The organism is Pseudomonas sp. CCC4.1 (genome assembly GCF_035019225.1).
Classification (GTDB): Bacteria; Pseudomonadota; Gammaproteobacteria; order Pseudomonadales; family Pseudomonadaceae; genus Aquipseudomonas; species Aquipseudomonas bubulae.
Genome location: NZ_JASJWL010000011.1, coordinates 32783 through 57879, shown reverse-complemented (window position 1 = coordinate 57879; position 25097 = coordinate 32783). Strand labels below are relative to the sequence as shown.

General features: G+C 60.0%; 23 protein-coding genes. 10 read left to right on the top strand and 13 right to left on the bottom strand.

The window, feature by feature from the left end:
* Positions 1–30 precede the first annotated feature (30 nt).
* The 4 genes from QN377_RS07115 to QN377_RS07100 all read right to left on the bottom strand — a co-directional run bounded on the left by QN377_RS07115 (position 31) and on the right by QN377_RS07100 (position 4675).
* Complete coding sequence (locus tag QN377_RS07115) at positions 31–459, bottom strand: HPF/RaiA family ribosome-associated protein (RefSeq protein WP_095001183.1); 429 nt, start codon at positions 457–459, stop codon at positions 31–33.
* Between the two features lie 202 nt (positions 460–661).
* The gene (fecA, locus tag QN377_RS07110; protein WP_322212419.1) at positions 662–2998 is read right to left on the bottom strand and encodes a TonB-dependent Fe(3+) dicitrate receptor FecA; all 2337 of its coding nucleotides are present in this window, start codon (positions 2996–2998) and stop codon (positions 662–664) included.
* A gap of 226 nt (positions 2999–3224) precedes the next feature.
* A complete protein-coding gene (locus tag QN377_RS07105; protein ID WP_322214088.1) occupies positions 3225–4190 on the bottom strand; it encodes a FecR family protein in 966 nt (321 codons plus the stop codon).
* Positions 4187–4675 (bottom strand): sigma-70 family RNA polymerase sigma factor, encoded by a 489-nt coding sequence (locus QN377_RS07100; protein ID WP_095023060.1) that lies wholly within the window; start codon positions 4673–4675, stop codon positions 4187–4189. The genes QN377_RS07105 and QN377_RS07100 overlap by 4 nt, the downstream gene beginning before the upstream one ends.
* A gap of 182 nt (positions 4676–4857) precedes the next feature.
* On the opposite strand from QN377_RS07100, the gene QN377_RS07095 reads away from it, so the two are divergent.
* The 3 genes from QN377_RS07095 to QN377_RS07085 all read left to right on the top strand — a co-directional run bounded on the left by QN377_RS07095 (position 4858) and on the right by QN377_RS07085 (position 8995).
* Positions 4858–5412 carry an RNA polymerase sigma factor gene (locus tag QN377_RS07095; protein ID WP_133144304.1) on the top strand — a complete coding sequence of 185 codons (555 nt, stop codon included), beginning with the start codon at positions 4858–4860 and terminating at the stop codon, positions 5410–5412.
* Complete coding sequence (locus tag QN377_RS07090; protein ID WP_370688608.1) at positions 5409–6395, top strand: FecR family protein; 987 nt, start codon at positions 5409–5411, stop codon at positions 6393–6395. The genes QN377_RS07095 and QN377_RS07090 overlap by 4 nt, the downstream gene beginning before the upstream one ends.
* Positions 6396–6577: 182 nt before the next feature.
* Entirely contained in the window at positions 6578–8995 is a 2418-nt protein-coding gene (locus tag QN377_RS07085; protein WP_095001189.1) for a TonB-dependent siderophore receptor, read from the top strand.
* Positions 8996–9006: 11 nt separating this feature from the next.
* On the opposite strand, the gene QN377_RS07080 is transcribed toward QN377_RS07085, so the two are convergent.
* Complete coding sequence (locus QN377_RS07080; protein ID WP_095018219.1) at positions 9007–9879, bottom strand: helix-turn-helix domain-containing protein; 873 nt, start codon at positions 9877–9879, stop codon at positions 9007–9009.
* Between the two features lie 118 nt (positions 9880–9997).
* Between QN377_RS07080 and QN377_RS07075 the strand changes: the two genes are divergently transcribed.
* Positions 9998–10894 (top strand): DMT family transporter, encoded by an 897-nt coding sequence (locus QN377_RS07075; RefSeq protein WP_095018257.1) that lies wholly within the window; start codon positions 9998–10000, stop codon positions 10892–10894.
* A gap of 112 nt (positions 10895–11006) precedes the next feature.
* On the opposite strand, the gene QN377_RS07070 is transcribed toward QN377_RS07075, so the two are convergent.
* Both QN377_RS07070 and QN377_RS07065 read right to left on the bottom strand, forming a co-directional pair.
* A complete protein-coding gene (locus tag QN377_RS07070) occupies positions 11007–11996 on the bottom strand; it encodes a 2-hydroxyacid dehydrogenase (protein ID WP_138738585.1) in 990 nt (329 codons plus the stop codon).
* A 170-nt stretch (positions 11997–12166) separates the two neighbouring features.
* A complete protein-coding gene (locus tag QN377_RS07065) occupies positions 12167–13099 on the bottom strand; it encodes a LysR family transcriptional regulator (RefSeq protein ID WP_095001197.1) in 933 nt (310 codons plus the stop codon).
* A 223-nt stretch (positions 13100–13322) separates the two neighbouring features.
* Between QN377_RS07065 and QN377_RS07060 the strand changes: the two genes are divergently transcribed.
* The 4 genes from QN377_RS07060 to QN377_RS07045 are packed head-to-tail and all read left to right on the top strand — an operon-like array spanning position 13323 to position 18131.
* Positions 13323–14834, top strand: coding sequence for an efflux transporter outer membrane subunit (locus tag QN377_RS07060; protein ID WP_095018218.1), 1512 nt, complete (start codon positions 13323–13325; stop codon positions 14832–14834).
* 46 nt (positions 14835–14880) lie between these two features.
* Entirely contained in the window at positions 14881–17067 is a 2187-nt protein-coding gene (locus QN377_RS07055) for an FUSC family protein (RefSeq protein ID WP_095001199.1), read from the top strand.
* Entirely contained in the window at positions 17057–17257 is a 201-nt protein-coding gene (locus tag QN377_RS07050; protein WP_016781859.1) for a DUF1656 domain-containing protein, read from the top strand. Before QN377_RS07055 ends, QN377_RS07050 begins: the two co-directional genes overlap by 11 nt.
* A 10-nt stretch (positions 17258–17267) precedes the next feature.
* Entirely contained in the window at positions 17268–18131 is an 864-nt protein-coding gene (locus tag QN377_RS07045; protein ID WP_016781860.1) for an HlyD family secretion protein, read from the top strand.
* Positions 18132–18240: 109 nt separating this feature from the next.
* Here the strand turns inward: QN377_RS07045 and QN377_RS07040 are convergent, their stop codons facing one another.
* On the bottom strand, positions 18241–18636 hold the full coding sequence (locus QN377_RS07040; protein WP_095018217.1) for a DUF4440 domain-containing protein: 396 nt from the start codon (positions 18634–18636) through the stop codon (positions 18241–18243).
* Positions 18637–18649: 13 nt separating this feature from the next.
* Complete coding sequence (locus tag QN377_RS07035; RefSeq protein WP_323567615.1) at positions 18650–19873, bottom strand: MFS transporter; 1224 nt, start codon at positions 19871–19873, stop codon at positions 18650–18652.
* Positions 19874–19982: 109 nt separating this feature from the next.
* On the opposite strand from QN377_RS07035, the gene QN377_RS07030 reads away from it, so the two are divergent.
* The gene (locus tag QN377_RS07030) at positions 19983–20867 is read left to right on the top strand and encodes a LysR family transcriptional regulator (protein WP_315265019.1); all 885 of its coding nucleotides are present in this window, start codon (positions 19983–19985) and stop codon (positions 20865–20867) included.
* Positions 20868–20907: 40 nt separating this feature from the next.
* Here the strand turns inward: QN377_RS07030 and QN377_RS07025 are convergent, their stop codons facing one another.
* Genes QN377_RS07025 through yaaA form a run of 3 tightly spaced genes read right to left on the bottom strand, consistent with a single transcriptional unit; the run spans position 20908 to position 23043 of the window.
* Complete coding sequence (locus QN377_RS07025) at positions 20908–21732, bottom strand: SDR family oxidoreductase (RefSeq protein WP_095031475.1); 825 nt, start codon at positions 21730–21732, stop codon at positions 20908–20910.
* A gap of 10 nt (positions 21733–21742) precedes the next feature.
* Positions 21743–22207 carry a multidrug transporter gene (locus tag QN377_RS07020; protein WP_095001204.1) on the bottom strand — a complete coding sequence of 155 codons (465 nt, stop codon included), beginning with the start codon at positions 22205–22207 and terminating at the stop codon, positions 21743–21745.
* Between the two features lie 56 nt (positions 22208–22263).
* Complete coding sequence (yaaA, locus tag QN377_RS07015; protein ID WP_095001205.1) at positions 22264–23043, bottom strand: peroxide stress protein YaaA; 780 nt, start codon at positions 23041–23043, stop codon at positions 22264–22266.
* A 143-nt stretch (positions 23044–23186) separates the two neighbouring features.
* Here yaaA and QN377_RS07010 point away from each other — a divergent pair, with 143 nt between their 5' ends.
* The gene (locus QN377_RS07010; RefSeq protein WP_095018214.1) at positions 23187–24314 is read left to right on the top strand and encodes a polysaccharide deacetylase family protein; all 1128 of its coding nucleotides are present in this window, start codon (positions 23187–23189) and stop codon (positions 24312–24314) included.
* A 47-nt stretch (positions 24315–24361) separates the two neighbouring features.
* Here the strand turns inward: QN377_RS07010 and QN377_RS07005 are convergent, their stop codons facing one another.
* Positions 24362–24682: a hypothetical protein gene (locus QN377_RS07005; protein ID WP_095018213.1), complete on the bottom strand. Its 321-nt coding sequence runs from the start codon at positions 24680–24682 to the stop codon at positions 24362–24364.
* Between the last annotated feature and the right edge of the window lie 415 nt (positions 24683–25097).

Genomic DNA, 25097 nt, shown 5'->3' with positions numbered 1-25097 from the left:
CGCCCTTTTTTGTGCCTCATTGACGTTCAATCAGCTGATCTTGTCGAGTTCCTTTTCTTTCTCCAGGAACTCTTCTTCAAGCAAGTCATCAGCGGTCTGCTTTGGCTCTTTTGCCTCAAACCCTTCCGGGGCGAGGGTCACTGTACGTTTGCCACGCAGCTTGCCGAACAGGTGCTCCAGAGCGTGCTCCAGTTTTTGAGCAGCACCCTCCACAGCCTGGGTCAGTGAATCAGCGTCGTGGGATACGAGAATTGGCTGGTGTCCTTTAGGTCGAGCCTCCATTTTGCAGCGTTTGTCCTTGGGACCGGACTTGCCGCCATTTTCATCACTGAGATGGACCTCGACCCGGGTCAGATCTTCCAAATGGCGTTCGAGCGTGACTTCAACAGTAGCGGTGACCCAGTCCTGGGTGCGTTTGTCACTGTCGATGTGTTTATCGGAAAAGACGTGAGTAAGCATAGTTCTTCCCTTATATAAGCGTGCTCGTGTGAGGTCTGACGGCCTTGGGTGTACAAAGGTTCATCGTCATCGCTCAGTTACAGTGTTTGGGCCGATGAGCAAATATTTCAAGCACTATTTTCAGGAAGTCTTTCAAGTCGTGACCGGTGTCAGTCTTTGCCTGTAGGAAAAGCCCGCGTGTGCGGGCTTTAGCCAATTTAAATCAAAATGCGACAGAGGTTTGTACATAGAGCGTGCGTGGCTCGCCCACGTATTTGCCCTTGTTGTTGTCGTCAAACGAGCGGGTGTAGTACTCGTGGTTGAGGATATTTTTGACCCCCACAGCCACGTTAAGGTCGGACAGCTGGTGGCCAAAGTCATAGCCCACACGGCTGTTGAAGACCATATAGCCTGGGATCAAACCGGTGCTGCCGTCAGCGCTTTCGGCGCGGGTATTGGCGTTGTCGGCGAACTGGTTGCTCTGGAAGGTGCTGTCCAGGTTGGCTTTCCACGGCCCCTCGGTATAGCCGACGCCGATGCTGCCTTTGTTTTTCGAGGAGAACGGCACACGATTGCCTTTGTTCGGCCCATCTTCGCGGATGGTCGCGTCAACGTAGGCATAGGTGGCGTATACGTCGAACCCCGCCAGTACCGGGCTCAGGCCATCCAGCGCGTAGTTGACGCTGGCCTCGATGCCCTGATGACGGGTCTTGCCCCGTGCGATCACCGTGTCGGTGGTTTGGTTGCTGTCGTACTGGTTGTTGAAGTTGATCAGAAATGCGCCGATCTCCGCGCGCAGGTTGCCATTGTCGTAGCGAGTGCCAATTTCCCAGGTGCGCGCTTTTTCCGGTTTTACTTCGCCGCCGGTAACGCGATTGGGCATCTGGCTGTACTGCACGCTGCCGAAGGAGCCTTCGGTATTGGCATACAGATTCCAGCTGTCGGTCACGTGGTACATCACGTTCAGGGCTGGAAGCGGAGTGTTGTAGTCGCCCTTGTATTTGACGTTGGTCAGCAAGTTGGTTTGCTGTTGTTCAATCATTTCGTAGCGAATGCCGGGAGTGAAGGTCCATTTGCCGATGTCGATCTTGTCGTCGATAAAGAATGCATGGGCTTCGGTGGCACCACGGGTGTCGCGGTCATTGCGGCTGTTGGTGGTGGGCAGTTCATTGGCGGCAATCGGCGTGCGGTAGCGCAACTCATGGCCGGCTTCGTTGATATAACGATAACCTGCGCCCACTTCGTGGCTGCTGTTGCCCAGATCAAAGCCCTGGGCTATGCGGGTTTCGATCCCGCGCACCCAATATTCCCGCGGTGACAGCGAGAGGAAGCTGCCCTGGTCCAGATAGCCGCTGCGCAGGGTCTTGGTGAAGAAGCTGTTGACGGTGAATTCACGGCGATCTTCCTGGTAGCGATAGCCAAAGTTGACCAGGGTGCGACGGCCCCAGAACTTGTCGTTGGGGCGGGTCGACTGATACGGGTCAGCCTTGTAGGCCGCGGTGCTCAGGCCGCCGGGCATATCGGCCTCGCCATCGTAGTATTGGGCCATGGCGTGCAGGCTGTTGGCTTCGTCGATCTGATAGTTGCCCTTGAGGATCAGGTCGTCGATGCGTGTGTCGCTATGCTGGCGCCAGTCGCCGCCGCGTACGCCGGAATACAGCAGGGCGCCGCCGAGGCCGTTGTCGGCGGTGCCGCCGGCCAGCAGGTTGGCGGTTTTCTTGAAGCCATCCTGGGTGGACGATGGGCTGGTTTCGGTTTGCAGGCCAACTTTTACAGTCGGTTCGTCAGGAATGGCGCGGGTCACGAAGTTGACGATACCGCCGACGTTCTGCGGGCCATACCGCACGGCACCGCCGCCACGCACTACGTCTACCGCATCCATATTGCCCATGCTGATGGGGGCAAACGACAGCTGCGGCTGACCGTAGGGGGCGAAGGGCACGGGAATGCCGTCCATCAACACGGTGGAACGGGTCGCCAGGCGCGGGTTGAGCCCGCGGATACCGAAGTTCAGGGCCATGTCATGGCTGCCGGTGCCGTTGTTTTCCGGAGCGTTGACGCCAGGGATGCGGTTGAGCACTTCGCGGGCACTGGTGGCGCCCTGGCGTTCGAACTCTTCGCGGCGGATCACGTCACGGGCGCCGGGGTGTTCGAACACATCGGTCTGCGCAGCGTCGCCGAGCCAGTCACCGACCACGCTGGAAGTGCCCAGCTCAATGCTTGCCGGTGCTGTCGAGGTGGTTGCCGGTTGCAGGCTGAATGCCCCCTGGCCTTCAGCGCGGGCTTGCAGGCCTGTGCCTTCAAGCAGGGCCTGCAAGCCTTGTTCTGGATCGTAGGTGCCTTCCAGACCCTTGCTCTGAATACCGCTGGCGGCGGCGGAGCTGAACGAAATCAGCACCCCGGCTTCGCGTCCGAATTGGTTGAGAGCGTTTTCCAGCGATGACGGTGCGATGTGGTAAGCCTTGGTGTCGGCAAGCGCCATCGGCAGGACGCTGAAACTCAAACTGGCACCTAATAGCAAACGGGCCAGGGACGTGAGGCGGAAGGGCTGAGCGGGCATGAGGGATCCTGTGGGGATGAGAATCGAAGTGGCTTACCTTCTCTGTCACGCCAGATCCGAAATCGGCTCACATTTTTTGAAAATAAAATGCACACCCTTTGTGGGAGCGGGCTTGCTCGCGATTGGATCGCCGTGGTGTGACTGGCAGACCGCGTTGTTGCCATCGCGAGCAAGCCCGCTCCCACAACAAGCTCGCTGCTACAACACGTCCGTTTGCACAGAGCCGTTACACCCGCGCTTCAACCGTTACCCAATAGCGGGTAAAGCGCTTGATTCGCACTGGCAAGCTGACGGCAAGCAGGTCCAGCACGCGTTCGCTGTCGTCCACCGGGTAGGTGCCGGAGATCAGCAGGTCGGCGACTTTTGGGTCGCAGTTGAGCTGGCCCCGGCGATAGCGGCCCAGTTCGACGAGAAAATCCGCCAGGCGCATATGCGCAGCAACCAGCATGCCGTCGGTCCACGCACCGCTCCCCGCATCCAGAGGGCGCGGGGTGTTCCAGGCCAGGCGGGTGAAGCTCAGTTGCTGGTGCGGCTCAACCCACAATGCACTACCCGTATGCGTCGTTGGCATCAACGCAACCCGGCCCTCGAACACGGCGATTTCAGTGCGGTCGCCAAATTGGCGCACATTCAGGCGCGCCGCCTGGGGTTGCACGGTGCCTTGGGCGGTACGCACCAGCAGTGGGCGAGAATCCCGGGCGGCAGTCAGCAGCATTTCGCCTTCGAGCAGGCGGATGACTCGTTGCTGGGCATCGAATTTCACATCCACCGCGCTGGCGGTGTTGAGCTGGAGCTGGCTGCCATCATGCAACTGCAGGTTGCGCCGCTGGCCTACCGGTGTGCTGAAATCTGCCAGCAGCGGGTTGACGGGCAACTGCTCGCGCAGGCCCCAGGTCAATGCCGAGCCTGCGCCTAAAAGCAGCAACAGCTTCAATGCCTGACGGCGGCTGCTGCTTTTGGGCGCGTTCAGGGCGGCATGGGCCAGTGGCGACGACAAACCGCGCAAGCGCTGGTTGATGCGCTGGATATGCTCCCACGCCCGCTGGTGTTCAGGATGGGCGTGTAACCATTGCTCCCAGGCCTGCTGGCGCCTGGGACTGAGCGCACCGCCCTGCATTTCGACCAGCCAGCTGACTGCTTGCTCGGCCACCGCCGTGCCGATGTCGGGCGGTGCATTGAAGGCACCGTTCACAGGGCGAAGTAGCAACGCAGGGCTGCCTTGCTCAAATGACGTTTGACCGTGGCAATCGAGATACCCAGTTGAGCGCCAATTTCGGCGTAGCCCAGGCCATCGACCTGAGCCAGTAAAAAGGCGCGTTTGACCGGGGAAGGCAGGCCGTCGAGCAATTGATCGAGCTCCATCAGGGTTTGCAGAATGATTGCGCGTTCTTCTTCACTGGGGGCAACCTGTTCGGGCAGGTCAGCCAGGGCCTGCAGGTAGGCGCGCTCCAGATCCTGGCGGCGATAGTGATTGAACAGCACGCGCTTGGCGACCACGGTCAAAAACGCCCGGGGTTCGCCAGGGGCCGGGGTTTCGCGGGCGGTCAGCAGCCGCATGAAAGTGTCCTGGGCCAGGTCGGCGGCATTCTGCGGGCAGCCGAGCTTGCGCCGTAACCATCCCGTGAGCCAGCTGTGGTGGTCCTGATACAGAACCTCGACGGTGTTTGACTGCGACAACGACCACTCCGGCTGCGCTGAATAACGCTTTAGAGAACAAGAATTGTTCGCATTGTAGGGGTGGCTTTATGCATTGAGCAATCACCACTTATCAAGGGCGGTCGCGCAGCCCGTCATCTGCTTTTGCATATGAGAATATTTATCATTAGTATCGCTTTCCTTTTGCCTGCGCATCGATCTCCATGACCCCACCCGAATTCAAGGATGGCCCTACCAGCGAACCGCGCCAGGGACGAGCGCATTTCCTGCAGGTGTTTCTTAGCCAACGTCCGCAGATGGAAGCGCTGGTGAGCCGCCGCGTGGGCTGCCGGGCTACGGCCGCTGATCTGGTGCAGGATTTGTTTTTGCGGTTTTGGCGGCGGCCGTTGGTGCAGGTTGAAGAGCTGAGCACCTATCTGCTGCGCTGTGCGGGCAATATCGCCATCGACCATTTGCGCAGCGAAGGTACGCGCGAGCGGGTCAGCCATCACTGGCAGCCTGAACCGGACGCCAGAAGCTGCGAGCCCCAGGCCGCTCTGGAAGCCGGAAATGACTTGCGCCAGGTCGAGGCGGCATTGCGCAGCCTGCCCGAGCGCACGCGGCATATCTTTTTGCTCAACCGTATTCACGGTCGCACCTATGCCGAGATCGCCAAGGTCATGGGCGTGTCGCAAAGTGCTGTCGAAAAACACATGATGCGTGCCCTGGAGGCCTGCAAGGCCAGTCTGCGTGAGCCGCCATCAGGGACAGCATTGTGAACCGCCATTCGAGAGTTGCCGTGACAGCCGAGCAAGAGCGTGCCGCGTTGGACTGGCTCAGTGTGCTGCACGACCGGCCCGACAGTGGCGATCAGGCCACCTTCAGTCGCTGGCTGCAGGCTGACCCTGCCCATGCCGAGGCCTATGCCCAGGCGCAGGTGGTGTGGGAGCTGAGTGAAGTGGCGGCCAGTACCCTGGCTGACGAAGAGTCGCTGGCCCTTCAGCGTTATCTGTCGGCTATGGATACATCCCGGCGCGGTCGCCTGCGGCATTGGGCCGGTGGGTTGGCCATTGCTGCATGCCTGCTGCTGATGGTCGGTGTATTTGCCGGTTGGCAACCGGCGCGCTGGGTGGACGATCTGGGCGCTGACTATGTGAGCGCGCCTGGGCAAGTGCGCACTGTGCTGCTGGCCGATCAAACGCAGGTCACGCTGGATGCCGACAGCGCCATTGCGGTGAACTTCAGTGGTGGTGAACGCCATGTGCAATTGCGCCGAGGCGTGGCCTTCTTTCACGTCACCCATACCGGCGCGCCCTTTGTGGTAGATGCCGACGGCGGTGAAGCGCGGGTCCTGGGCACCGAATTTGAGGTGCGCCTGCAACCGGGCGGGGCGCAAGTCACGGTGTTGTCCGGGCGGGTAGGGGTCAAGGCTGGCAAGGATTCGGCTCAGCAGATTCTTACTGCCGATCAGCAAATTGCCTACGACGCTGGGGTTACCGATGCAGTGCATCACGTTGACAGCCAGAGCCGTCTGGGCTGGCGCTCGGGCTGGTTGAGCTATTACAAAACCCCGCTGGCTGATGTCGTGGCCGATCTCAGGCGTTATTACCCGGGGCAGATTGTGTTGCTCAACAGCCAGTTGGGTGCCAGGAAGATCAGCGGCAGTTTCCCCAGCCAGGACCCGCAAGCCGTGCTCAATTCGTTGCAGGGCGTGCTCGGATTTGAGCAGCACAGTGTGTTAGGACTGATTGTGTTGCGTTGACGCGCCCTCCACATATCCCTGTGGGAGCGGGCTTGCTCCCACCGTTTTCCCACAGGCGGTCTGTGGCGGCATCGCGGATTTTTTTTCATTGCGTGGTGAGGTAAACCCCGGCCCCATCCGTGTAGTGCTTGAAAATGCGAAAAATTCGTATTCCGTATCAGGTCAACACACAGGTCATGAGCATGAAGTCCAGGGCAAGTTCGGTGAAACAGTGGTTGGGAGCTTCTGCATTCGTGATGGCCGGGTTGGCGCTAAACCCGCTTTATGCGGCCATGGCTGCCGAGGCGCCGCAACAGCAGGCCGAAGCCTTGTTCGATTTCAACCAGCCGGCGAAACCTCTGCCCCAGGCGCTCAACGACTTTTCCCGGCTGACTGGTCTGAGCGTGGTCTACACCGATGAAGCCCCCTTTGGCCTTCAGGCTCCGGCGATCAAGGGGCGCATGAGCGCCGGGCAGGCTTTGCAGCAGTTGCTCGCACAGTCTGGCTTCAATGGGCGGCGTACCGACGCCAACACCTTTGCCCTCGAACCCCAGCCCACCGCAGGCGCCCTGAACCTGGGGGCCACCAGCATTACCTCGCTGGCCACAACCGACACCAGCTACCAGCCGCCAGCCACCACTTCGGTGATGCGCGGCACGGGCTCATCCATGGAAGTGCCGCAAACCATCAATGTGGTTGCCGCCCAGGTGATTCGCGATCAGGCGCCGCGCAATCTGGATGATGCCCTGAACAATGTCAGCGGCATCACCCAGGGCAACACGCTGGGCAGTACCCAGGACTCGGTGATGAAGCGCGGCTTTGGTGACAACCGTGACGGTTCGATCATGCGCGACGGTATGCCGCTGGTGCAGGGCCGGGCGATGAACGCTACCACCGAACGGGTCGAAGTGCTCAAGGGGCCGGCCTCGTTGCTCTACGGGATTCAAGATCCGGGTGGTGTCGTCAACGTGGTCAGCAAAAAGCCGCAGCTGGAGCAGTACAACGCGGTGACGGTGCGTGGGTCAACCTACGGTTCGGGTAAAAACGGCGGCGGTGGCAGCCTCGACAGCACCGGCCCGCTGGGTGACTCGGGGCTGGCCTACCGGATGATCATCGACCATGAAGATGAAGATTACTGGCGCAATTTTGGGGTGCATCGCGAAACCCTGATCGCGCCGTCGCTGGCCTGGTATGGCGACAACACCCAAGTACTGCTGGCGTACGAACACCGCGAGTTCCTGACCCCCTTCGACCGTGGCACGGCCATCAATCCGGCGACCAACCATCCGCTGGACATTCCGGCCACGCGCCGCCTGGACGAGCCGTTCAACAATATGGAAGGGCGCTCGGACCTGTACCGCCTTGAAGTCGATCACGACCTCAACGACGACTGGAAAGCCCATTTCGGCTACAGCTGGAACCGCGAAACCTACGACGCCAGCCAGGTTCGGGTTACCAAGGTCAACTCCGACGGCACCCTGACGCGCAAAATGGACGGCACCAAAGGTGCCATCACCACCGACCGTTTCAGCACCTTCAGCTTGCAGGGCAAGGTTCAGGCCGCTGGCATGCAGCATGACCTGGTGTTTGGCGTGGACGACGAATACCGCAAAATCTATCGCGCCGAGCTGATCCGCCAGGACAGCCAGTCCACGTTCAATTACGAAAACCCGGTGTACGGCAATGAAGTCGCCGGTACCACCGTGAGCGCCAGTGACAGCAACCAGACCGACTTGCTGCGCAGCGACTCGTTGTTTGCCCAGGACTCGATCCACCTCACCGACCAATGGATTCTGGTGGCGGGCGCACGCTTTCAGAAGTACGACCAACTGGCGGGCAAAAGCATTCCGTTCAAGGCCAGTACCGATACCAACGGGGTGAAATGGATCCCGCGGGCCGGGCTGGTATACCGCTACACCGATGAACTGTCGTTCTATGGCAGCTACACCGAATCGTTCAAGCCCAACTCCTCGATCGCTCCGCTGACGGGCGGCGTGGTACTGGACTCCTCCATCGCACCGGAGCAGTCAAAATCCTGGGAACTGGGGGCCAAGCTGGATATCCCGGGCCGTATCACTGGCACCCTGGCCTTGTACGACATCAAAAAGCGCAATGTGCTGGTGTCCTCCACGGTGGACGATGTCACCGCCTATTCGGCCGCGGGTGAAGTTCGTTCCCGGGGCCTGGAACTGGACGTCAGCGGCCAGTTGACGGACCAGTGGAGCCTGATCGGCAGCTATGCCTATACCGATGCCGAGGTGACCAAAGACACCACCTACCAGGGCATGCGTCTGCAGAACGTGGCCAAGAACAGCGGTTCGCTGTCGGCGGTCTATGACTTTGGCAGCATCGTGGGCGGTGACAAGCTACGCGTTGGCGCAGGCGCGCGCTATGTGGGCGAACGGGCGGGGGATGCCCTGAACGACTTCGATCTGCCGGGTTACACCGTGGCCGATGCCTTTGCCACCTACGACACCAAGGTTGAGGGGCAAAAGGTCAAATTCCAGGTCAACGTCAAAAACCTTTTCGACCGCACTTACTACACCTCGGCGGCCAGCCGCACCTTCGTCTCGATTGGCGATGCGCGGCAACTCACATTTTCCAGCACTCTGGAGTTCTAAGGCCGCCAGGGTTACCTGAACACCGCCCGAAACTCCCCCGGCGTGCCGCCCAGGCTTTGCTTGAAGCGGTTGGCGAAGTGGCTGGCGCTGGCGAAGCCACAGGCCAGTGCAACATGGCCCAACGCCAGTGTGCTGTTGCGCAGCAGGTCGCGGGCGCGGGCCAGGCGGCGGGCCAGCAGGTATTGATGGGGCGGTACGCCAAAGCTTTCGCGGAACATGCGGGCAAAGTGGTAAGGCGATAGCGCGCACTGCGCTGCCAACTGGCCGATGTTCAGCGGTTCGGCCAGCCGGTGCTCGATGTATTCCACCAGTTGGCGGCGCTGATAGGCCGCCAGCCCGCCCTTGAGTTGCAGCCCGTCACGCAGCCCCACCTGGGTCAGTACGGCATGGTCGAGCAGGGCGCTGGCCAGGCTGCTGGTGAGCAGGCGTTCGGCGGGCTCGTCCCAGTTGGTCTGGATCAGTTGATGAAAGCGGCGGGTTTGCTGTTCGTCATCCTGAAAGGTCAGTTCCCGCAATTGCATCTCCCGGGGTTCGCGGTCGAGCAGGGCGATGCAGCCCAGGGCTAATTGCTCCTGGCTGACATACACATGGGCCAGGCGTATTTCGCCATTGATCACCCACGCCGATTGATGATCGGCGGGCAGCACGCAGAGCTTGCCCGGTGAGCCCTTGGCGCCCGGTTGCTCGCGTCTGAAAGTACCGGTGCCGCCGGAGATATAGCACGACAAGGTGTGGTGCGTCGGTGCTTCATACTCACGGGCATCGTGGTGGTTGGTCCACACAGCAGCGGCCATGCCTTCACCCAGCTCGGCACTGTGCACCAGACGGGCATTGGGCGAGCTGTTCATGGACTGGAAGACTTGCAGGGTATCGAATGCGGGCATGCTCGCATCCTACTCCGTCGCACTGCGGCTGCCAGCCCCGGGCCAACAAAAGCGCAAGAATCTGCAAGTGCGGCCCAGGCAGCGGGCCCAGACTGAAGGCCATTGTCTGGAGTGCGCCATGAACCTGTTTTTATATGTAATGACTGTCTTGATCTGGGGCACCACCTGGATCGCCCTGAAATTGCAATTGGGGGTGGTGGCGATACCGGTGTCCATCGTTTACCGCTTTGGTCTGGCGGCGTTGGTGCTGTTTGCCGTGCTGTTGCTCAGCCGCAAGTTGCAGGTGATGAACAGGCGCGGGCATCTGATTTGCCTGGCCCAGGGGTTGTGCCTGTTCTGTGTCAACTTCATGTGTTTCTTGACCGCCAGCCAGTGGGTGACCACAGGCCTGATCGCGGTGGTGTTTTCTACCGCCACATTGTGGAATGCGCTGAATGCGCGGATTTTCTTCAAGCAGAAAATCGCCCGCAACGTGATCGCTGGCGGTGCCCTGGGCATGCTCGGGCTGGGCCTGTTGTTCTGGCCGGAATTGAGCGGGCATGCCGCCACACCGCATATTGCTCTCGGACTGGGGCTGGCGTTGATCGGCACCCTGTGTTTTTCGGCGGGCAACATGCTGTCCAGCCTGCAACAGAAAGCCGGGCTCAAGCCGCTGACCACCAATGCCTGGGGCATGCTGTATGGTGCCAGCATGCTGGCGGTGTACTGCGCGCTAAGGGGTATCCCGTTCGAAATGGAATGGAACACGCGCTATATCGGTTCGCTGTTGTACCTGGTGATACCGGGCTCGGTGATCGGCTTTACCGCGTACCTGACCCTGGTCGGGCGCATGGGGCCGGAGCGCGCGGCCTATTGCACGGTGTTGTTCCCGCTGGTGGCGCTGAATGTGTCGGCCTTTGCCGAAGGCTACCAGTGGACCCCCCCGGCGTTGGCCGGGTTGGTGCTGGTGATGCTGGGTAACGTGCTGGTGTTTCGCAAACCCAAGCCGGTGGCATTGAACGCCAAGCTGGCGTGAGTCTGTAACCTCCTGTGGGAGCGGGCTTGCTCGCGATGGCAGCGACGCGGTGTATCAGTCACACCTCGGCGATCCAATCGCGAGCAAGCTCGCTCCCACAACAGACCTTGCCTCAGCCCTTGAACACCTGCGGGTTGACCAGGTCTTGCGGGCGTTCGCCCAGCAGGGCGCTGCGCAGGTTGGCCAGGGCGCGGTTGGCCATCGCCTCACGGGTTTCGTGGGTGGCCGAGCCGATATGGGGCAGGGTCACGGCGTTTTTCAACGCGAACAAAGGTGATTCGCTCAGCGGTTCTTTCTCGTAAACATCCAGGCCAGCGCCGCGAATGGTGCCGTTTTGCAGGGCTTCGATCAGTGCCGGTTCGTCGACCACCGGGCCACGGGAGATATTCACCAGAATAGCGCTCGGCTTCATCAGCTTGAGTTCGCGCTGGCTGATCAGATGCCGGGTTTTTTCGCTCAATGGCACCACCAGGCAGACGAAGTCCGCTTCGGTCAGCAACTGGTCGAGGCTGCGAAATTGCGCGCCCAGCTCTTGCTCAAGAGCGGTCTTGCGGCTGTTGCCGCTGTACAGGATTGGCATGTTGAAACCCAGCCGGCCACGACGGGCAACGGCTGCGCCGATATTGCCCATGCCGACGATACCCAGGGTCTTGCCGTAGACATCGCTGCCGAACAGGGCGGGTGGCACGCTGGCTTGCCATTGGCCGGCCTTGGTCCAGGCGTCAAGCTCGGCGACCCGACGGGCGCTGCTCATGATCAGGGTAAAACCCAGGTCGGCGGTGCTTTCGGTCAGCACGTCCGGGGTATTGGTGAGCATGATGCCGCGTTCGTTGAAGTAGTCGACATCGTAGTTGTCGTATCCCACCGAGACACTGGAGACGACCTCCAGCTGCCGGGCATGTTCCAGTTGCTTGCGCCCCAGTTTGCGGCCGACGCCGATCAGACCGTGGGCGTGGGGCAGTGCCTCTTCGAATTGGGCGTTGATATCGCCCAGCTTGGGGTTGGGCGCGATGACGTTGAAATCCTGTTGCAGGCGCTCGATCATCGCGGGGGTGACGCGGCTGAAGGCAAGTACGGTTTTCTTGGTGCTGGAAAGGCTCATCTGAACAAGACTCATCGGCTGTCGGGAATGTAAGCACGCTAACATTCTCGCCCGCCCGCTGCCAATCCTTGACCTGTGGGAGCGGGCTTGCTCGCGATTGGATCGTCGGGGTGTGGCAGATACACCGCGTTGTAGCAATCGCGAGCAAGCCCGCTCCCACAAAATCGCAATCAGCTATAGGTGGCCAGTTCAGTCTGATGCGCCGCCAGAATTTCCGGCAGCGAGCTTTTCAAGTATTCGACCCAGGTCTTGATCTTGGCATCCAGGTACTGGCGCGACGGGTAGATGGCGTACAGGTTCAGTTCCTGGGAGCGGTACTTGGGCAGCATGCGCACCAGCGTGCCGTTGCGCAGGCCTTCGATGGCGGCGTACACCGGCAGCACGCCGACACCCATGCCGCTGGTGATCGCGGTTTTCATCGCGTCGGCCGAGTTGACCAGAAACGGCGAAGAGTTGATCAGCACCATTTCCTGGCCTTCCGGGCCTTCAAACACCCATTTGTCCAATGCAATCACCGGGCTGACCAGGCGCAGGCAGGAATGGTTGAGCAGGTCGCTGGGCTTGGTTGCCGTGCCATTGGCTTTCACATAGCCGGGCGATGCACAGACGATGCTGTAGGTAATGCCCAGGCGCTGGGACACAAAACCCGAGTCCGGCAGCTCGCTGGCCAGCACGATGGACACGTCGTAGCCCTCGTTGAGCAGGTCCGGCACGCGGTTGGCCAGGGTCAGGTCGAAGGTCACGTCGGGGTGGGTCTTGCGGTAGCGGGCAATGGCGTCGATCACGAAGTGCTGGCCGATGCCGGTCATGGTGTGCACTTTCAATTGCCCGGCAGGGCGCGAGTGGGCGTCGCTGGCCTCGGCTTCGGCTTCCTCAACGTAGGCCAGGATTTGCTCGCAGCGCAGTAAATAGCGTTTGCCGGCTTCGGTCAGGGCGATGCGGCGGGTGGTGCGGTTAAGCAGGCGTGTTTGCAGGTGGGCCTCAAGGTTGGAGACCGCGCGCGAGACGTTGGCAGTGGTGGTGTCCAGCATGGCGGCAGCGGCCGTGAAACTTCCGGCTTCGGCCACACAACTGAAGGCGCGCATGTTTTGCAAAGTGTCCATGAAGTGCTCTCAAGGGGCGATATAGGGGACAGCAACCAATTACACAGCAACAAATTGTGACATGAAGTTTCAGGCTTTACAGGCCGCTTTTCATTCGACCAACGGATTATCCCAAGAACGGTAATAAAGATTCACATTTATGCCCGCTTATCGTTGTGCCTGCCAAGTCATAGACTTCTCTATCTCAAGCCTCATCCTCCCTCCTTTTCAGGAATTTGCAGCAGTGCAGCGTCGCATCAGCAGAGAGCTTAAAGCCCTCAGTGTTCTGGCTTTATCGTTAGCATTAAACGGCTGCATTGGTTTTGGTGGCATCGCGCCCAAGGGCAGCATGCTTCCCGCCAATACGCTGGCCACCGACGAGGCGATTCAAAGCGCCGCGAAAGACGCGAACTGGCCCAAAGCCCAATGGTGGCACGCTTATGGCGACCCGCAACTGGATGAGTGGATCAGCCTTGCCGTACAGGGTAGCCCAACGATGGCAATGGCTGCAGCCCGTGTGCGTCAGGCCCGGGCCATGGCCGGGGTTGCCGAGTCGGCCGAGTCGCTGCAAATCAACGCAGATTCGACGCTCAAACGGCACAACTGGCCCTCGGACCAATTCTATGGCCCGGGTGCATTGGACAACTCCACAACCTGGGACAACAACGCCGCGCTGGGCTTCAGCTTTGCCCTGGACTTGTGGGGCCGCGAAAGCAATGCCACAGAGCAGGCCGTGGACATGGCGCACATGAGTGTGGCAGAAGGTCGTCAGGCCCAGCTCGAACTGCAGAACAACGTGATTCGCGCCTATATCCAGCTGTCGCTGCACTACGCCCAGCTCGATATCGTCGAATCGACCCTGCACCAGCAAGAACAGATTCTCGATCTGGCGCAAAAGCGTCTGGACGGCGGTATCGGCACCCATTTTGAAGTCAGCCAGGCGCAGGCGCCGCTGCCCGAGATTCATCGCCAGATTGACGCCCAGGAAGAAGAAATCGCCTTGACCCGCAACCAGTTGTCGGCGCTGGCCGGTAAGGGCCCAGGGGAGGGTGCACGCCTCAAGCGACCAACCCTCGCCCTGGCCACTGCACTGAAATTGCCGTCGAGCCTTCCTGCTGAACTGCTGGGACAGCGTCCTGATGTGGTTGCCAGCCGCTGGGAAGTGGCAGCCCAGGCCCGCGGCATCGATGTGGCGCACGCCGGTTTCTACCCCAACGTAGACCTGGTGGGCAGCATCGGCTTTATGGCCACCGGTGGTAGCGCGCTGGGTTTTCTGACCGGCAAGAAGCTCAACTACAACGTTGGCCCGGCTATTTCCCTGCCGATCTTCGATGGCGGTCGCTTGCGCTCGGAACTGGGCGTGGCCTCTGGAGGCTATGACATGGCCGTGGCCAAGTACAACCAGACCCTGGTGACTGCGCTCAAGGGCATTTCCGATCAGTTGATCAAGCGCGAGTCGATGGAAAAACAGCAGGTCTTTGCCGCCGAGTCGGTGCAGGCCGCGCAAAAAACCTACGACATCGCCGTGGTCGCGTTCCAGCGTGGTCTGACCGACTACCTCAACGTGCTCAATGCACAAACCCTGCTGTTCAAGCAGCAGCAGATCCAGCAGCAGGTCCAGGCCGCCCGCCTGAGCGCCCACGCCGAGCTGGTGACGGCGCTGGGTGGCGGCCTTGGTGCTGGCAACGATGTGCCCAGGGACGATCGCTATGTGCCCGATAAACCGCCGGCCGTCATGGCGCTGTTCAACCACTGAACCTGACCACCAATCCCCCTCGATGGCTAATTTTGAGAGCCTGTAGATGAACCACTTGCCCGCCCCGGTACGCTGGCTGTATTCCCTGGAATGGCGCCGTGGCTTTTTTGACTGGGCACGCAGCGATGGCGTGACCTGGGTGCATATTTTCAAAGTGCTGGTCGCCGCCTTTCTGACCCTGTGGCTGGCCATGCGCCTTGAGCTGCCGCAACCGCGCACCGCCATGATCACTGTCTTTATCGTGATGCAGCCGCAAAGCGGCCAGGTGTTCGCCAAAAGTTTTTACCGGTTTTTGGGCACCCTGACCGGCTCGGCGGTAATGGTGGCGCTGATCGCCCTGTTCGCGCAGAACACCGTGCTGTTTCTCGGTGCGATGGCGATCTGGGTGGGCATCTGCTCCGCCGGTGCTGCTCGCTGCCGCAACTTCCGTGCTTATGGTTTTGTGCTGGCCGGTTACACCGCTGCAATGGTCGGCCTGCCTGCCCTGGCCCACCCCGATGGCGCCTTTATGGCCGCGGTGTGGCGGGTGCTGGAGATCTCGCTGGGCATTCTCTGCTCCACCGTGGTCAGCGCTGCGATCCTGCCCAAAACGGCTGGCGCAGCAATGCATGACGCGCTGTACAAACGCTTTGGCGTATTTGCCGGTTTTGTTGCCGAAGGCCTGCGTGGCCAGTCCTCCCAGGAGGCCTACGAAGCCAGCAACGTGCGTTTTATCGGTGAAAGCGTGGGCCTGGAAGGCATGCGCAGCGTGACCGTATTTGAAGACCCGCATATGCGTCGTCGCAGTGGCCGCCTGAGTCGTTTGAACAGCGAGTTCATGGCCATTACTACGCGCTTCAATGCCTTGCACCAGTTGCTTGCACGTTTGCGCAGCCGTGGTGTGGTGGACGTAGTGTCGGCCATCGAGCCGGAGCTGGAGATCCTGGCGCAGTTGCTCGACACCTATGCCGGTCGCTCGTTGACGGATAAAGACGCGGCTTTGCTCGCCGAGCAACTGGATGCCTTCAAGGCGAGCCTGCCAGGGCATGTCCGTGCGTTGCGGGTCAGGTTTCTGCAAAGCGAACCCAGCCCGTCTGACTTCCTCGACTTCAACACCGCCTACGAGCTGCTGTTCCGCTTTGTCGACGACCTGCACAACTACGCGCTGACCCACGCCTCGCTGGCCGATCACACCCACGAACGGGAGCGTTGGGACCAACCGTTTATTTCGCAGACCAACTGGTGGTCGGCGGCCGCTTCCGGGATTCGGGCAGCGTTTATTCTGGCCGTGCTCGGCACCTACTGGGTGATGACCGCCTGGCCCAGCGGCGCCATGATGACCCTGATCGCCGCCGCTACAGTGGGCTTGTCGGCAGCCACGCCCAACCCCAAACGCATGGCTTTTCAGATGGCCTGCGGGACCTTCCTGGGGGCGTTGATCGGCTTTGTCGAAATGTTTTTCGTGCTGCCTCATATCGACGGTTTCCCGCTGTTGTGTCTGGTGCTGACGCCGGTGATCGTGCTCGGTTCGTTCCTCACGTCGCGGGCCAATTACGCGGGTGTCGGCCTGGGCTTGCTGATTTTTTTCAGCACCGGCTCGGTCCCCGACAACCTGACGATCTACAACCCGTACCAGTTCATCAACGACTACATCGCGATGGTCATGGGCATGCTGGTCTGTGCGGCTGCCGGCGCGATTATCCTGCCGCCCAACAGCCGCTGGTTGTGGAGCCGTCTGGAGCAGGATCTGCGTGAACAGGTGGTGTATGCCATCAGTGGCAAGTTACGTGGCCTGAGTTCCAGCCTGGAAAGCCGTACCCGTGACCTGATGCATCAGGCTTACGGCCTGGCCGCCGGCAAGCCGCAGGTGCAACGCCAATTGCTGCGCTGGATGTTTGTGGTGCTGGAAGTCGGCCACGCAATTATCGAGCTGCGCAAGGAGCAGGCGATCCTGCCGGTTCACCCGGCGTATGCCGAGGCCCAGCCGTGGCGCCAGGCCATCCGGGTCATGGGCCGGGCGCTGGTGCGGCTGTTTATCGCCCCCAGCGAAAGCAACCTGGAGCGCGCGCTGATTGCCGTCGATCACGCCATCAGCCGCGTGCAGTCTACCGACGAACCCTTTGCCCGCAACTTCGATACCTCGGCGTTGGTGCGGGTGCAAAGCTACCTGCATTTTATTCGTACATCACTGCTTGACCCGCAATCGCCGCTGGCCGCTTATGCCCAGCCGCAAGGACTTGAACATGCCTCGTGAAATCGCCTTCCACGGCGTCTACATGCCCACCATGACCCTGATGTTTTTTATCGCGGCGGGGTTGGCATGGGGCTTTGACCGACTGTTTTCCGGCTACGACCTGTACCGCTTCTTCTGGCACCCGGCGCTGCTGCGCCTGAGCCTGTTTGCTTGTCTTTTTGGCGCCATGGCGCTCACTGTTTACCGTTGAGACCGATCCGATGAAAAAGTTCTTCAGCCTGCTTGCCACCTTGCTGGTTTTGGCCCTTGCGATATGGATCGGCCGAACCCTGTGGGAACATTACATGAACACCCCGTGGACCCGTGATGGACGGGTGCGGGCCGATATCATCAACGTCGCGGCCGACGTCAACGGCTATGTGGTCGGCGTGCCGGTCAAGGACAACCAGTTGGTGAAAAAGGGCGACGTGCTGCTGGAAATCGACCCTGAGCACTACGAAATCATGGTCAAGCAAGCCCAGTCGCTGGTGGCCTCCCGCAAGGCAACCTGGGAAATGCGCAAGGTCAACGCCCATCGTCGGGCTGACATGGACAGCCTGGTGATTTCCCGCGAGAACCGTGACGACGCCAGCAACATCGCCGACTCGGCCCTGGCCGACTATCAGCACGCCCTGGCGCAGCTGGACGCGGCGCAGCTCAACCTCAAGCGCACCAAGGTCCTGGCCACGGTCGATGGTTACGTGACCAACCTCAATGTGCATCGCGGCGACTATGCGCGGGTGGGTGATCCGAAAATGGCCGTGATCGACCAGGATTCGTTCTGGGTCTATGGCTTCTTTGAAGAAACCAAACTGCCGCATATCCGCGTGGGCGACAAAGCCGACCTGCAAATGATGAGCGGTGAAGTGTTGAAGGGCCACGTTGAAAGCATCTCGCGCGGTATCTACGACCGCGATAACCCCGAAAGCCGTGAGCTGGTGGCTGACGTTAACCCGACGTTCAACTGGGTGCGTCTGGCCCAGCGGGTACCGGTGCGGATCCATATTGACGAGATCCCCGATGGCTTCCTGCTGGCCGCGGGTACGACCTGTACGGTGATCGTGGATCAGGGCAAGGCCGAGTAAAGTTAATGCGGGAGCGGGCTTGCTCGCGATGGCCTCGACGCGGTTTAACTGAAACACCGCAGTGACGGCATCGCGAGCAAGCCCGCTCCCACAAGCGCGAGGCCGGGGTTCAAGCCGCGCAAAACGTCTCGTGCAAATGCCGCCACAGTATCTTGCCGTCGGCGTCTTTCTCGAATACCACGGTGGCGCGGCGGTCGGTGCGGTTGCCGTTGTGTTCCTCCTGCAGCTCGCGGTAGCTGACTACTGCACCACCTGGATGCAGGGCAATGCCCTTGAACTCGCTGAGGGTGATGTTCAGGCCCGGGCGCGCACCGCGCAGTTGTTCAAACAGTGTTTCTACGCCGTTGGCGTCCAGCACGTTGCCGCTGGGGGCAATCATCGAAAACTGCGGCGAAAACCGCGCCAGCAATACCGGCAGCACGCCGGGTTCCAGACCGGAAAACCAGCCTTCAATTTCGACGTGGGTTTCGCTTACCAGGTCGAAGTAGCGCTTATAGTCACTCATCAAAATCTCCAGGTCAGGGTGCGAGCAAGGCCAGCACGCGGGATGTATCAAGGCGTAGAACGGGAACCAGCGGCACCAGCGTCAATGCACCCCCGATGGCAAAGCATAGGGCAAAGGCGTGGGACGTCGAGGTGATTGCGGTCAATGTACCGAACAGGGCCATCATCAAGGCCGGGCCGAGCAGGAAGCTCAATTGGCGGTTGAGGTTCCACAGTGCACTGGCGTGGCCCATGTGTTCGGGTGCGATATCGATAAAGGCTGTGTTTTGTGCGCTGCTGCTGCACAGGCTGCCACCAAAGCCCATCACGGCGTACAGCGCCATGGGCAAGCCGATGCTGGAGCTATCGATTTGGGGCAGTAACGCAATACCCGCGGCTTGTACGCTCATGCCCAGCAGTAGCAAGGGTTTGGGGCCAAGGCGGTTGAACTGGTAGCGGCTCAGGGTGATGCCCAGTGCTGAAGCCAGAGCCCAGGGCAGCATCAGCATGCCGGTTTGCGTGGCGCTAAAACCCAGTTGGTGCAGGTACAAGATACTCACCAGTTGCGTGCCGATGAAAATGCCGGGGATAAACAGGTAGGTCAGCATTGCCACTTGCAGCAACGGGCTTTTGAACAGGCGGACCATATTGGCTGCGCCAGCTCGAATGCGCCTGTAAGTCATGGGCAATACGGGCTGCGCAGGCGGGTCGGGTTGCAGCCAGCTGACTGCCAGCAGCAGGGTAAGCAAGGTCAGTGGTAGATTGGCATAAAACACCCAGCGCCAAGTGAGCGCTTCGACCATCCAGCCGCCCAGTGCTGGCGACAGTGCGGGCACTAGCAGCGCCACCAGCAAAATCACTGAGGTCAGTCGGGCCCGGTCGCGGATCGGGAAGTGCCGATAGGCCATAGCCTGACCGACCGGAATCAACAGCCCGCCCCCCAGCCCCTGCAGCAGGCGGTAGCCGATCAGAGCTTCAATTGAGGTCGCTTGGGCCACACACAACGACGCCACGCTGAATAATGTCAGTGAAAGCACAATCAGGCGTTTCTCACCAAACAGTTGGGTTAGCCATACGCTGGGCACAATGACCAGGATCAGGCCAAGCATGTAGGCATTGCCAATCCACGCCAGTTGTGTGACCGAGGCATGCAGCTGCTGGCTGATATCCGGGTAGGCGATCGAGGCTGCGAACATATTCACCAGATCCAGGGCAAATCCCAGCAGATACACCAGCGCGACTTTATTGCGGTAAGCCATGGCTGGCTCCTTTTCAGTAGAGCGCACAGTAAGCAGCTTTGGCTTATGGAGGAACCGTCCGTCTGCTGCTAGATTGTCAAAATTATTTTGACAATTGGCAGGTTTCTCTATGGTCAGCCTCGACCGGTTCGACACCTTCAAGGCCGTGGTCGAAGCTGGCTCCCTTACCGCCGCGGCTGATTTACTGGGGCAAACCCGTGCGGTGGTCAGCTTCAATATCAAGCGTCTAGAGGCTGAGCTGGGCGTGACCCTGCTAACGCGCAATACCCGACGGTTGGCCCTGACTGAGGCGGGTGAGCGTTTTTACCAGCGCTGCCTGAGCATGCTGGAAGAGGCCCGGCTGGCGATTGACGAAGCGCGCAGCGAACACACCGAACTCAAGGGCACGCTGCGCATCACCACCACCGTTGAATATGCCCTGGCCAAGGTGGTGCCGGCGCTGGAGCTCTTCAGTGCCTTGCACCCTGACCTCAACGTCCAGCTGTCGACCTCATCGACCCACGCGGATCTGATCTCCGAGCGTTTTGACGTGGCCTTGCGACTGGGTCGCGTGCTCGACTCCAGCCATCGTGCCGTGCAGTTGTGCACCTTCGGCATTCTGCCGGTGGCCTCGCCGGCGTTCGTTGCCAGCGTGGTGCCGATAGACAGCGTGCACGCGCTTGAGCAAACGCCGTGGCTGGAGCATGGCCGGGTTGGGGAGTTGACTATTACCGAGGTGAGCAGCGGTGTGGTCCGTCCTTACCAGCCCAACCCCTGCAAGGCGCGCATCAGGGCGGACAATTCATCGGTGTTGCAGGCGTTTGCCCTGACCGGGCAAGGCGTGGCGATCCTGCCCGACTGGCTGATCGAGGAGGATTTGCGCACGGGGCGGCTGGTACATCTGCTGCCCGAATGGCAACTGAGCCGCCAGGGGGTGTACGCGCTCTACCCCGATACACGGCATTTGCCGCTGAAGGTGCGGGTGTTTATCGATTTTATGAAGGCGTATGCATAGGCCAGTGCTATCACCCGTAGCAGCTGCTACATAATGAGTGTCAGGCACGGGTATTGAGGCCGAACCGCTTCATCAGGATTTTTTCCAGTAGGGCAGCGGGCACCAGCGCAGCCAGCAGCGGCAAGGCGCGGCTGCCATTACCGTAACGCAGCAACATCGCTGGCTTGGGTTTCATGACGGCCTTGAATACTGCGTCGGCAAAGGCTGTGGCCGGGGTGGGATTGTCTTGTGAGGCCCTGGCCCTGGCGCGAATACCGTCGCGCATGGGCCACCAGGCGGAGCTCTCGGCAATCAACTGCTCGGCCTGGGCGCTGGCATTTTTCGCGAAGCTGGTATCAATGGCCCCGGGCTGCACTTCCAGCACGCCAATGGCAAAAGGCGCCAGCTCCATGCGCAGGGCATCACTCAAGGCATGTACTGCAGCTTTAGAGGCACAGTAGGCGCCGGCAAACGGGGTGACCAGTACCCCGGAAACACTGCCGATATTGACCACCAGGCCCTTGTTGCGGCGCAGCGCCGGGAACAGCGCGCGGGTAACGCCCACAATGGAAAATACATTGGTTTCAAATTGCTGCTGCAAGCCCTCGACGCCGCCATCGAGCAGGGGGCCCATAGCGCCGAAACCTGCATTGTTTATCAGCACGTCCAGCCCGCCGCCTGCCTGCTCCAGGCGCTCGGCCAATTGCTCCAACCCCTGCGGATCATTGACGTCCAGTTGCACAGCGGCAAACCCCGCCGCAGCCAATAGTGCTACATCCCCAGGCTTGCGGGCGCAGGCCCAGACATCATGCCCCGCCACCTTGAAAGCATCGGCCAGGGCGCGGCCAATACCGCTTGAACAACCGGTGATCAAAACACGCAGCATGGGAACATCCTTAATTGGAAAAACTGCCTTGCAGGCGTTCTGCCCGAAACTCGAGGGTTTGCGGGCGATAACCCGTGCGCAGCGGCGGCATCGGCAAGCAGTCCTGCCAGCTTGCCCCTGCTTGCAATTCGCCGGGGCCGCGGTAGCGCGGGGCGGTGTAAAGGTTGTCGGCAAGATTGACGGTGTCGCCCGGTGCATAGGCGGCAATGCGCCAGCCAAGTTCGACCAGTGGTACGTCATTGCTGTTTTTCAGGGTCAGTTGCAGCGGTCGGTCTGCCGGGCATTGGGCAGGGTCATAGACGATGCGCAGTTCCAGACGTGCCAGTTGTGCCGCCTCACGGCTGTCCAGCCACGCCACCGAGGCTGCAACTATCGCCAGCCCCAGTACGGCAGCCAGTGAGACCGGCAAGGCCTTGGCCGGGTAGCGCAACAACAGGACAAGCCAGGTGATGATCAGTAAAACGCCGATAAACATGGCTGGGCCTCTTGCAGGGAATACCTATAACTTACCAGCATGAGGCATGCAGCGGGTCACTGCGGGGCGTGGTCGCGCAAAAACACCAGCAAATCCGGCTTGGACTGCTCGGCGCTGAAGCGATAACCCTGCTCATCAAACTGCTTGAGGTGCTCAGGGTTGTCGATGCGCTCCTTGATCACAAACCGGCTCATCATGCCTCGGGCTTTTTTCGCATAGAAACTGATGATTTTATGCTGGCCGTTTTTCAGGTCCTTGAACTCGGTATTGATGATGCGGGCGTTCAATGCCGACTTTTTTACCGCCGAGAAGTATTCGTTGGATGCCAGATTGAGCAGTACGTCATCGCCTTGTTCGGCCAGGGCCTGGTTGAGCCATTCGCTGATGTGCGTGCCCCAGAACGCGTACAGGTCCTTGCCCCGTGCGTTGGCCAGTTTGGTGCCCATTTCCAGGCGATACGGCATCATCAGGTCCAGCGGACGCAGCAGGCCGTAGAGCCCCGAGAGCATGCGCAGGTGGCTTTGCGCATAGTCGAAGTCGGCCTCGCTGAAGTCCACGGCATTGAGGCCGGTGTAGACATCGCCCTTGAACGCCAGCAGTGCCTGCTTGGCATTGGCGGGGGTAAAGGCGGGCGTCCAGCTGCCAAAGCGCGCCGCGTTGAGGCCCGACAGCTTGTCGGATAAATGCATCAGCTCGCCAATCTGTTGCGGGCTCAGTTCGCGCAATTGTTCGATCAATTCCTGGGAATGGTCCAGGTACTGGGGCTGGGTGAAACGTGCTGTGGCGGGCGGCGTTTCATAATCGAGGGTTTTAGCGGGTGAAATCACCATCAGCATGGGGTTGTCTCCTTTTAGCGTCGGGGGATTCTAGGCGTTGGCGCAGTTTGACTCCACCTATGAACGCGATAGATCCCCCAACGCCTGCGGGGTCGGGCACTGGTCGGGTTATAGTGCAGTCAGTTTTTACAGGGGGTTGATCAGTGCGCATTGCTCTTTTCTTGTGGGTCTGGCTGGTGTGTGCCGGGGCGGTGGCGGCACCTGTCGAGCCCGCGACGCTGGATCGCAGCACATGGCCCGAACAATTGACCAGCCCGGCCTTGTTCGATGTTGCCTCGCGTGCCGAAATACTCGCTTTTGCCCATGCCTTGATGGTCAGCGAAGCGCTGGATGAAAGCGCCCTGAAACAGCGGTTGGGTCTGAAAATAATCAATGTTGAGGCAATAGATGCTCTGCGCCAGCGGATGTGGCAGCGGTTACTGACCAACTACAACCTGGCGCAGCAAAGTTGCGATCAGGATGCTTCGTTCTGCTATTACGTCGATGACATGGACAGTCTGCGTGAGCAGGCGGGCAAGTTCGCAATCGCCGATGACTCGTTTTATGTGGCCTGGGCCGAGCCCGGCCGTGAGTTTCACCAGCGCTACCTGGATGAGCAATTACGCATGGCGGCGCTGCTCCCGCAAATCAGCAGTGAAATCGCTCTGTTGGGCGACCAGGAAGTCAACGGCGAGACGATGCACGACCGGCTGTTTTTGTTGACCTTCGACAGCGGCCCCACGCAATTGCCGGGCACTACTGACTGGCTGACCGGGTACCTGCGCAAGCAATCCATCAGCGGGATTTTTTTCGTGCTGGGTAACAGCTTGCAGGTGCGTCTCGACAAGGAGGGCGCGCTGGCCTTGCAGGCACTCTACAAGGGACAGTGTGTGGGTGTGCAGGGCTGGGAGTACCGTTCCCACAGTCACTGGAAAGACTGGCAGGACTCTATTGCGCGTAGCGCCGCCCTGGTCAATCAGGTTGTGCCGCAGCGCTACGTGCCTCTGTTTCGCCCGCCCTACGGGCAGCGCCGGGCCGACAGCGGCGGTTTTTTTGAGGCTCAGGGCATGCGGGTGGCCTTGTGGGGCATCGATGCCCAGGACTTGGCGACGAGCTTGAACGGCGAGCAGTCAGCCCATCGAGTATTGACCCTGATGCTGCTTTGGCGGCATGGGGTGATTGCGTTTCATGACACCCAGGACAAGGTGCGTACGGCATTACCCTGGCTGATGAACGCTACCTCACAAAGTGGATTGGGCTGGGAAAGTTGTGAAGCGCTCGGTGAGCGCTAGACCATTCTTCCTGGCCCGCCGGCTTCGATGGGCCAGGAGTCACGGCGTTACAGCAGGCGCAGTGCCAGATGGCTGCCAGCGCGCAGGTATTCAACCTGGGCGGTGATTGCATCCTTGACGATGGCTTCACCGGTATCGGTCAGCTTGGCGTTCTTGGCATCGATTACTGCCAGTTGCAGCAATTGCATGGCGACATCCATGGCCTTTTGAAAAGCGGTCGTATTGTTGTGATGGCCAAAGTGCTCAATGATCCTTTCCATTCTTTCATCAGCATTGTCGCGCAGCTGTTCGTACTCGGTAAACGAAACGCTGCCGTCCTTGTAAATATCGAGCAGCAATTGTTCCAGTGTTTTGGAGATGGGAGTCATACAGTCATCCTTTCGCAGTAACGCGGTCGCGGTATTTATTCGTCACCTGAAGAGGGGTGCGTCAGTACCGTGACCTCGTGCATTAATGAAGGTGTTGCGCGGAGTTGAATCAGAAAATCACCACGGAAGTGACGGTTAGCGGACTCAGTACCAGCTGCAGCTTAATGCGGGCGAAAAGATGCTGGCGCAGGGTTTGTCCTGGATCTATGTAGGAATTAACTGGCTTTAATGAAGGGGTGTCGAATTCAGGTTTGAGCGCTGCTCACTGCCGCGACAGAGGAAGAATAGGTTGATTGCAGCGTTTTTTAATATCGGTAGATCTATTAGCTTAGTTGCGGTCCCGGAATGCGCCAAGGGTTGTTCGTCATTCAAAAAATAAAGTGCTGGAATGTGAAAAAACATTTTTTTTGTCACA

What these genes read in the sequence shown, in the direction of transcription:
- QN377_RS07035 (WP_323567615.1), bottom strand. Translation starts at nt 19,873, where the DNA reads ATGGCTTACCGCAATAAAGTCGCGCTGGTGTATCTGCTGGGATTTGCC.
- QN377_RS07030 (WP_315265019.1), top strand. Translation starts at nt 19,983, where the DNA reads ATGGTCAGCCTCGACCGGTTCGACACCTTCAAGGCCGTGGTCGAAGCT.
- QN377_RS07020 (WP_095001204.1), bottom strand. Translation starts at nt 22,207, where the DNA reads ATGTTTATCGGCGTTTTACTGATCATCACCTGGCTTGTCCTGTTGTTG.
- yaaA (WP_095001205.1), bottom strand. Translation starts at nt 23,043, where the DNA reads ATGCTGATGGTGATTTCACCCGCTAAAACCCTCGATTATGAAACGCCG.
- QN377_RS07055 (WP_095001199.1), top strand. Translation starts at nt 14,881, where the DNA reads ATGAACCACTTGCCCGCCCCGGTACGCTGGCTGTATTCCCTGGAATGG.
- QN377_RS07095 (WP_133144304.1), top strand. Translation starts at nt 4,858, where the DNA reads ATGACCCCACCCGAATTCAAGGATGGCCCTACCAGCGAACCGCGCCAG.
- QN377_RS07080 (WP_095018219.1), bottom strand. Translation starts at nt 9,879, where the DNA reads ATGCCCGCATTCGATACCCTGCAAGTCTTCCAGTCCATGAACAGCTCG.
- QN377_RS07115 (WP_095001183.1), bottom strand. Translation starts at nt 459, where the DNA reads ATGCTTACTCACGTCTTTTCCGATAAACACATCGACAGTGACAAACGC.
- QN377_RS07045 (WP_016781860.1), top strand. Translation starts at nt 17,268, where the DNA reads ATGAAAAAGTTCTTCAGCCTGCTTGCCACCTTGCTGGTTTTGGCCCTT.
- QN377_RS07070 (WP_138738585.1), bottom strand. Translation starts at nt 11,996, where the DNA reads ATGAGCCTTTCCAGCACCAAGAAAACCGTACTTGCCTTCAGCCGCGTC.
- QN377_RS07025 (WP_095031475.1), bottom strand. Translation starts at nt 21,732, where the DNA reads ATGCTGCGTGTTTTGATCACCGGTTGTTCAAGCGGTATTGGCCGCGCC.
- QN377_RS07065 (WP_095001197.1), bottom strand. Translation starts at nt 13,099, where the DNA reads ATGGACACTTTGCAAAACATGCGCGCCTTCAGTTGTGTGGCCGAAGCC.
- QN377_RS07075 (WP_095018257.1), top strand. Translation starts at nt 9,998, where the DNA reads ATGAACCTGTTTTTATATGTAATGACTGTCTTGATCTGGGGCACCACC.
- QN377_RS07040 (WP_095018217.1), bottom strand. Translation starts at nt 18,636, where the DNA reads ATGAGTGACTATAAGCGCTACTTCGACCTGGTAAGCGAAACCCACGTC.
- QN377_RS07050 (WP_016781859.1), top strand. Translation starts at nt 17,057, where the DNA reads ATGCCTCGTGAAATCGCCTTCCACGGCGTCTACATGCCCACCATGACC.
- QN377_RS07085 (WP_095001189.1), top strand. Translation starts at nt 6,578, where the DNA reads ATGAAGTCCAGGGCAAGTTCGGTGAAACAGTGGTTGGGAGCTTCTGCA.
- QN377_RS07005 (WP_095018213.1), bottom strand. Translation starts at nt 24,682, where the DNA reads ATGACTCCCATCTCCAAAACACTGGAACAATTGCTGCTCGATATTTAC.
- fecA (WP_322212419.1), bottom strand. Translation starts at nt 2,998, where the DNA reads ATGCCCGCTCAGCCCTTCCGCCTCACGTCCCTGGCCCGTTTGCTATTA.